This window comes from uncultured Gemmiger sp. (assembly GCA_944388105.1).
GTDB lineage: Bacteria > Bacillota > Clostridia > Oscillospirales > Ruminococcaceae > Gemmiger.
The window spans coordinates 1-7,327 of the sequence record CALXHN010000099.1; the positions used below are offsets into that span (position 1 = coordinate 1).

The 7,327-nt window shown below is 60.7% G+C and carries 6 protein-coding genes; 1 reads left to right on the top strand and 5 read right to left on the bottom strand.

Annotated elements, in window-relative coordinates; all coding sequences use genetic code 11:
- Positions 1–885 (top strand): peptide-methionine (R)-S-oxide reductase MsrB (gene msrB, locus Q0K17_RS09540; RefSeq protein ID WP_294542574.1); only part of this gene is annotated, 885 nt, incomplete at its 5' end.
- 121 nt (positions 886–1,006) lie between these two features.
- Here msrB and Q0K17_RS09545 read toward each other — a convergent pair.
- From Q0K17_RS09545 to Q0K17_RS09565, 5 genes are all read right to left on the bottom strand, one after another.
- Entirely contained in the window at positions 1,007–1,939 is a 933-nt protein-coding gene (locus tag Q0K17_RS09545) for an ATP-binding cassette domain-containing protein (protein WP_294542575.1), read from the bottom strand.
- 1 nt (position 1,940) lies between these two features.
- Entirely contained in the window at positions 1,941–3,044 is a 1,104-nt protein-coding gene (locus Q0K17_RS09550) for an ABC transporter ATP-binding protein (protein ID WP_294542577.1), read from the bottom strand.
- 13 nt (positions 3,045–3,057) lie between these two features.
- Entirely contained in the window at positions 3,058–4,158 is a 1,101-nt protein-coding gene (locus Q0K17_RS09555; RefSeq protein ID WP_294542579.1) for an ABC transporter permease, read from the bottom strand.
- 1 nt (position 4,159) lies between these two features.
- Positions 4,160–5,095, bottom strand: a complete 936-nt coding sequence (locus tag Q0K17_RS09560; protein WP_294542581.1) for an ABC transporter permease — start codon at positions 5,093–5,095, stop codon at positions 4,160–4,162.
- Positions 5,096–5,221: 126 nt separating this feature from the next.
- Positions 5,222–6,913 (bottom strand): peptide ABC transporter substrate-binding protein, encoded by a 1,692-nt coding sequence (locus tag Q0K17_RS09565; protein WP_294542583.1) that lies wholly within the window; start codon positions 6,911–6,913, stop codon positions 5,222–5,224.
- Positions 6,914–7,327: the final 414 nt, after the last annotated feature.

Here is a 7,327-nt window from a genome sequence, read left to right on the forward strand (position 1 = left end):
GTGCTGGATGCCACCAGCGGCTACGCCAACGGCACCGGGGAAGCGGATGCCGACTACCGCACCGTCTGCACCGGGACCACCGGCTTCCGGGAAACGGTGCGGGTGACCTATGACCCGGACCAGGTCAGCCTGGACGCCCTGCTGCTGGCCTACTTCTACGTCATCGACCCCACGGTGGAAAACCGGCAGGGGAATGACCGGGGCACCCAGTACCAGACCGGTGTCTATTACACCGACGAAGCCGCCCGGGAGACGGTGGAACGGATTGCCGCCATCGAGCGGGGCCGCAGCGAGAAGTTCATGGTGGAGATTGGTCCGCTGGTCAACTTCTATCCAGCGGAGGAATACCACCAGGATTACCTGGAAAAGAACCCCGGCGGCTACTGCCACATCCCTCGGGATGAGATCGCCCTGTTCTCCCAGCTGCGCATCGACCCCGGCGACTACCGCAAACCGGCGGCGGAAACCATCCGGGACAAGCTCACCGCCGAGCAGTACCGGGTCACCCAGCAAAGCGGCACCGAGAGCCCCTTCCTCAACGAATTCTGGGACAAGTTTGAAAAGGGCATCTATGTGGATGTGGTCACCGGGGAACCCCTGTTCTCTTCCGCCGACAAGTTCGAGAGCGGCTGCGGCTGGCCCGCCTTCACCAAGCCCATCGAGGCCCCGGCGGTGGTGGAACTGCCGGACAACAGCCACGGCATGCACCGTACCGAGGTCCGCAGCCGTGCCGGGGACTCCCACCTGGGCCATGTGTTCACCGACGACCCGGAATCCCCCAACGGGGTGCGCTACTGCATCAACAGTGCCTCCCTGCGGTTTGTTCCCTACGCAAAAATGGAAGCGGAAGGCTATGGCTATCTGCTGCCCCTGTTGGAGAAGTAAACTGCGTTTCCCAAATCCTTCCTGAGAGATAGAAAAGGCGCTCCGACCGTCAGGCCGGGGCGCCTTTTCTGAGGATAGTAAAACCCGAAAAATGGGAGAATGGTGTGGGAAACGCGCTGCCTCAGCGGCACCAGCGGGCAAATTCCTCGTCGGTGCACTTGACGTAATGGGTACCGGACACCAGATGGTCGGTGCCCTTGGTGTAGTCGATGCCGGAGGTGGCGTAGTCGTAGGTTTCCGCGGTGCGGCGCTTTTCCACCACCGGGTTGGGCAGGGGAATGGCCGAAAGCAGGCTGCGGGTATACGGGTGGATGGGATTTTCAAAAATCTCCTCGGTGGTGCCGGTCTCCAGCAGATGCCCCAGATGCAGCACACCGATGCGGTCGCTGATGTACTTGACCATGGACAGGTCATGGGCGATGAAGAGGTACGCCGTGCCGGTCTCGGCCTGGATATCCTTCATCAGGTTGACCACCTGGGCCTGGATGGAAACGTCCAGGGCGGAGATGCACTCATCCGCAATGATCAGCTTGGGGTCCATGATCAGGGCCCGGGCAATGCCCACCCGCTGGCGCTGGCCGCCGGAGAACTGGTGGGGATAGCGCTCGGCGTGCTCCGGGGCCAGCCCCACCTTGGCCAGGATCTTCTCCACCTTCTCCCGGCGTTCCTCCCGGGAGCGGTACATGTGGTGGATGTCCAGCCCTTCGGCAATGATGTCCTCCACCTTTTTGCGGGGGTTCAGGCTGGCCATGGGATCCTGGAAGATCATCTGCATCTGGGTGCGCAGGCGGCTGTTGGCCGCCTTGTCCAGCCGGCCGCTGATGTCGTGACCGTCAAAGGTGATCTGTCCGGCGGTGGGGTCATACAGCCGGATGACGCTGCGGCCGATGGTGGACTTGCCGGAGCCGGATTCCCCCACCAGACCGTAGGTCTCGCCGGGACGGATGGTAAAGCTTACATCGTCCACGGCCTTGACCGTAAAGTTGCGGTTGACGCGGAAATACTGCTTGAGGCCCTTGACTTCCAGCAGGGGCGCCTGTTCCTTGTTGACCATCTTACAGCACCTCCTTGGCCGCAACCTTGCGGGCTTCCTCTTTCATCCGCTCCACCCGGGCGCGCAGCTCGGGGGGGATATCCACCTTGGGGGCCCGGGGGTCCAGCAGCCAGGTGGCGGCATAGTGGGTGTCGGTGATCTTGAACATGGGCGGGTCAAGTTCCTCGTCAATGTTCAGGGCAAACCGGTTGCGGGCCGCAAAGGCGTCGCCCGGTTTTTCATGCAGCAGGTTGGGCGGGGAACCGGGGATGGTGTACAGCCGCTCGTCCGCCGTGTCCAGGTCGGGCATGGCCGAAAGCAGACCCCAGGTGTAGGGGTGCCGGGGATCGTAGAAGATCTCGTCGATGGTGCCGGTCTCCACGATCTTGCCCGCGTACATCACGTCCACATAGTCGGCCACCTTGGCCACCACGCCCAGGTCGTGGGTGATGTAGATGACCGAGATGCCCCGCTCCTTCTGGATGCGGCGGATCAGTTCCAGGATCTTGGCCTGGATGGTCACATCCAGGGCGGTGGTGGGTTCGTCGCAGATCAGCAGGTCGGGGTCGCAGGCCAGGGCGATGGCAATGACCACCCGCTGGCGCATGCCGCCGGACAGCTGGTGGGGATAGTTCTTCATCCGCTTTTCGGCGTCGGTGATGCCCACTTCCTCCAGCAGGGTAATGGCCCGCTGCCAGGCTTCCTTCTTGTTCATCTTGAAGTGCCAGAGCATCCCTTCCATGATCTGCTTGCCGATGGGCATGGTGGGGTCCAGGCTGGTCATGGGGTCCTGGAACACCATGGCAATGCGCTTGCCGTTGATGTGGCGGCGGATCCACTTCTTGTCCTTTTTCAGGATGTCCACCGTCTCGGGGGAGCCGTCGGCATGGTGGTAGGAAAATTCGATGGAGCCGGCGTTGATGGTGGCGTTGTGGGCCAGAATGCCCATGGCCGCCTTCATGGTCACCGACTTGCCGGAGCCGGATTCGCCCACCAGGGCCACGGTCTCTCCGCGGTACAGGTCGATGTTCACGCCCCGGATGGCGTGGACCGGACCGGCGGTGGTCTTGAAGGTGATGTCCAGGTCGCGCACTGCCAGCACCCGTTCTTTTTGTTGTTCTGCCATTGTGCGTGCCTCCTTACATGCTCTTCATCTTGGGGTCCAGGGCTTCCCGCAGGCCGTCCGCCACCAGGTTGAAGCTGAGCATCAGCAGCACCATCACCGCAATGGGCGGGATGATCTGGTAGGGATGGGTGGTGAAGCTGTTGTACAGCTCGTTGATCAGCGAACCCAGGGAGCACTGGGGCACCGGGATGCCCAGACCCACAAAGCTCAGGAAAGCCTCGGTGAAGATGGCGGTGGGGATGCTGAACATGACCTGGGTGATGATGGGTCCGATGATGTTGGGCAGCACTTCCCGGAAGATGATGAAGAAGCTGCCGGCACCCAGGGTGCGGGAGGCCAGCACGAACTCCTGCGCCTTGAGCTTGAGCATCTCGGCGCGGGCGATGCGGCTCATGCCCACCCATTCGGTGAGCATCAGGGCAAAGACGATGGTCAGGATACCGGGCTGCAGCACCAACAGCAGCAGGGTGCAGATGACCAGACGGGGAATGCCGTTGGCGATCTCCAGAAACCGCTGCATGAGCATGTCCACCTTGCCCCCGAAATAGCCGGAGATCAGCCCGTAGGACATGCCGATGACCATGTTGATGACCGCGGCGGCCACAGCGATGATCAGGCTGACCCGGGCGCCTTCCCAGGTGCGGGTCCAGATGTCACGGCCGAAGTTGTCGGAGCCGAACCAGTAGTACACATCGTCCAGGCCTTTTTCCTCATACTGGTTGGTGACCCTGGTGCCGGTGGTGGTGGCGATGGTCTCGCTGCCGTCGAAGATGCCCAGATCCTCGATGACGGGGATGCGGGGCGCCAGGTTTTTCTGGCTCAGTTCCTGGCCGGAGTAGGTGTATTCGTTCATGCCGGGGCCCAGAATGGCCATCAGGGTGATGACCACGATCATGATGAGCCCGAACACCGCGCTCTTCTTGCGGAAAAAGCGGATGCGCACGTCCTTCCAGAAGCTCTGGGAGGCAAAGTTGGTGTCGATCTGAATGTCGTCGGCGTTGCCTTTCAGCTGGAAGTCCTTCCCGGTGAAGGTGTGTTCCGGGAAGGCGGCGTTCACGGCGGCGACGTCGTTGAGTGTGTCGATTTTCACACGGGCGGCGGCTGCTTGTGCCATATCAGTTCCCCTCCTTCGAAAGACGGATCCGCGGATCGATGACACCGTACAGGATGTCCACGACCAGCATGATGCCGATGTACATGGCGCTGTAAATGAAGCTCAGGCTGATGACCACATTGTAGTCATTGGACTGGATGGCGTTGACCAGCAGGCTGCCCACGCCGGGAATGGCAAAGATCTTTTCCACCACCAGGGAACCGGTCATCAGGTCCACAATGAGGGGGGCCAGCACGGTGATGATGGGGATCAGGGCGTTGCGCAGGGCATGGCGGAAGATCAGCGCCGGACCGGAAATGCCCTTGCTTTCGGCCAGCAGCATGTAGTCGCTGTCCAGCACTTCCAGCATCTCGCTGCGGGTGAACCGGGCGATGGAGGCCATGGTGAACATGGAAAGGGAGATGCTGGGCAGCACGCTGGAGCCGGTGATATCGTTCACCGTGAACAGCATGGGAAACCACTGCAGCCGGAACCCGAAGGTGTAGGAAAGGCCCAGGGCAAAGACGTAGGACGGCACCGAAACACCGATGACCGAGATGATGGTGGCCAGGGTATCCCAGATGGTATCCCGCTTGAGGGCGGCGATGATGCCCAGGATCAGGCCCACCACAGCGCCCAGCAGCACGGCCATGCCGCCGATCTGGATGGAGATGGGCAGCCGGGTCTGGATCAGCTGGCTGATGGGGGTGTTTTTGGAGATGTTGTAGCTCACACCCAGATCGCCCCGCAGCATACCGCCCACATATTTGAAGAACTGCACAATGACCGGCTGGTCCAGGCCGTACTTGGCGTACAGGGCCGCGCGCATGTCGTCGGTGAGTTTTTCGTCGTTGAAGGGCGAACCGGGCATCAGCTTCATCAGGATGAAGAGCACCAGCAGGATTGCCAGCAGGGTAAACAGCGAAGTCAGGATGCGCTTGAGGATGTATTTCTTCACGGCGGGAGATTCCTCCTTCTGCAAACGGGGGAGAGGGGCGCTGCGCACAACAGCACGGGATTCCCCTGTCAATCAAAAAAGCCGCGCAGCGTGCGGCAAGGCCACTGCGCGGTCAGTTTGCGGTTATCAGCCGGCTTTCACGGCGTTCTTGTACACGCGGTTGAGGGCCACGGGGTGGAACTCGATACCGGTGACGTTGGGGCTGATCATCTCGGCGTTGCACTGGGTGTACAGCGGGAAGATGACGGCCTCGTCCAGAACGATCTTTTCGGCGTCGTACATGGCGCTCCAGCGGCCTTCCGGATCGGTGCACAGATCACCGGTGGTGCAGGATTCGATGATGGCATCGTAGTCGGCGTTGGACCACAGACCGTAGTTGTTGGAGTTGCCGGTGGTCCACATGCTCAGGTAGGTCATGGGATCGGCGTAGTCGGGGCCCCAGCGGGTCAGGCCCAGCTCAAAGTTGCCGTTCTGCATGTCTTCCACGCGCTGCTTCTTGGGTTCGATGACCAGGTTGATGGTCATACCGGGCAGGGTGGTCTCCAGCTGTTCCTTCACGACCTGGGCGACCTTCTGCGGCGCGTCGTCGGAGTCAACGACCATGTCAAACTCAAAGGTATCCACACCCAGTTCCTGCTTGGCGGTCTCGTAGTAGCTCAGGGCCTTGTCGGGGTCATAGGCGCAAACGTCGGAATACTTGGTCTGGTCGGCGCTGAAGTCGCTGCCGTCCGGACCGGTGGCAAACTGCGGGGGCACGGCGGTGAAGGTGGCGGCGCTGCCGTCCTTCAGGACGTCGCTGCAGATGGATTCACGATCCAGGGCGAAGGTCATGGCCAGACGCAGGTTTTCGTTGGCCAGTTCGGGCACACTGCCCATGTTGGGGCTGATGTACCACAGGTAACCGGCGCCGCGGCTGTCAAAAGCGGGGTCATCCTTCACCTGGTCCACCTGTTCGCCGTTGACCAGGGTGATGTCCAGCGCGCCGGTCTGGTAGCTCATCAGGGCCTGCTGGCTGTCCTGGATGACCTGGTAGTTCAGGCCGGACAGCTGCACCTTGTCGGCGTCATAGTAGCTGTCGTTCTTTTCCAGGGTGAAAGCGGTGGCGGCGGGTTCATAGCTGGTCAGGGTGAAGGCGCCGTTGGACAGGACGGTCTCGGGGCTGGTGGCGAAGGTGTCGGCGCAGCTCTCATAGAATTCCTGGTTCACAGGATAGAAGGTGGGGAAGTACATCAGGCTCAGGAAGTAGCTGACGGGCACGTTCAGCTGGACCTGCAGGGTCTTGTCGTCCACGGCGGTGACGCCCAGTTCGGAAACGTCCTTGGTGCCGGCGATGATGTCGGCGGCGTTGACCACCTGGCCGATGTCACTAAGCATGTAGGAGTATTCGGAAGCGGTGGCCGGGTCAACGGCGCGCTGCCAGCCGAAGACGAAGTCGTTGGCGGTGACGGGGTCGCCGTTGGACCAGTTGGCATCTTCCCGGATGTGGAAGGTGTAGGTCTTGCCGTCCTCGCTGACCTCGTAGCTTTCGGCGCAGGCGGGCACGGCGGCACCGGCGGCGTCCATCTGCATCAGACCGTCGGTGAAGTCGGCGATGACCTCAAAGGAGGTGCCGTCGGTGGCCACCTGGGGGTCCAGAGACTGCACAGGGGTCTCCAGCATGACGTTCAGCGCCGAGGACGAAGCCCCGGTGGAATCGGCGGAAGCGGCTTCGCCGGTGGCGGCCGCAGTGGAACTGCCGCCCGAAGCGCCGCAGCCGGTGGCGGTCACTGCCATAGCGGCGGCCATGGCAAAAGCCAGCACGGATTTTGCGTTTTTCATCTGTCTTACCATTCCTCTCACATTCCCACCCGGCCGTGCATCAGGCACGGCATCCATGAGAATATAAAATAAAAAAGCACAAAGACGTACAGGAGCTATCCCGTACGTCTTTGTACTTCGGGTGTCATTATAGTCCTCCCGCAGGCAAAAGAAAAGCCCTTTTCCTCCATTTTGTGCCTCCGGGGCTCTTTTTCTGTGGATTGTACAAACCGAGGGAAAAATATACGCCTCGGATTCGCCAATATTACAACAAAATTTGACAAAGTGTATTTTATACAAAGACAGCCTGAGACTTGTTTGCTGGATTGGCTGTCTAACTGTATTTGCTGCAAATACAGATTCCGGCCGGATTGCCGGCATTCCTAAAAACAGTACTGTATTTTTATGCTGAAAACAGAAGAAAACATACACCGG

What these genes read in the sequence shown, in the direction of transcription:
- Q0K17_RS09545 (WP_294542575.1), bottom strand. Translation starts at nt 1,939, where the DNA reads ATGGTCAACAAGGAACAGGCGCCCCTGCTGGAAGTCAAGGGCCTCAAG.
- Q0K17_RS09565 (WP_294542583.1), bottom strand. Translation starts at nt 6,913, where the DNA reads ATGAAAAACGCAAAATCCGTGCTGGCTTTTGCCATGGCCGCCGCTATG.
- Q0K17_RS09550 (WP_294542577.1), bottom strand. Translation starts at nt 3,044, where the DNA reads ATGGCAGAACAACAAAAAGAACGGGTGCTGGCAGTGCGCGACCTGGAC.
- Q0K17_RS09555 (WP_294542579.1), bottom strand. Translation starts at nt 4,158, where the DNA reads ATGGCACAAGCAGCCGCCGCCCGTGTGAAAATCGACACACTCAACGAC.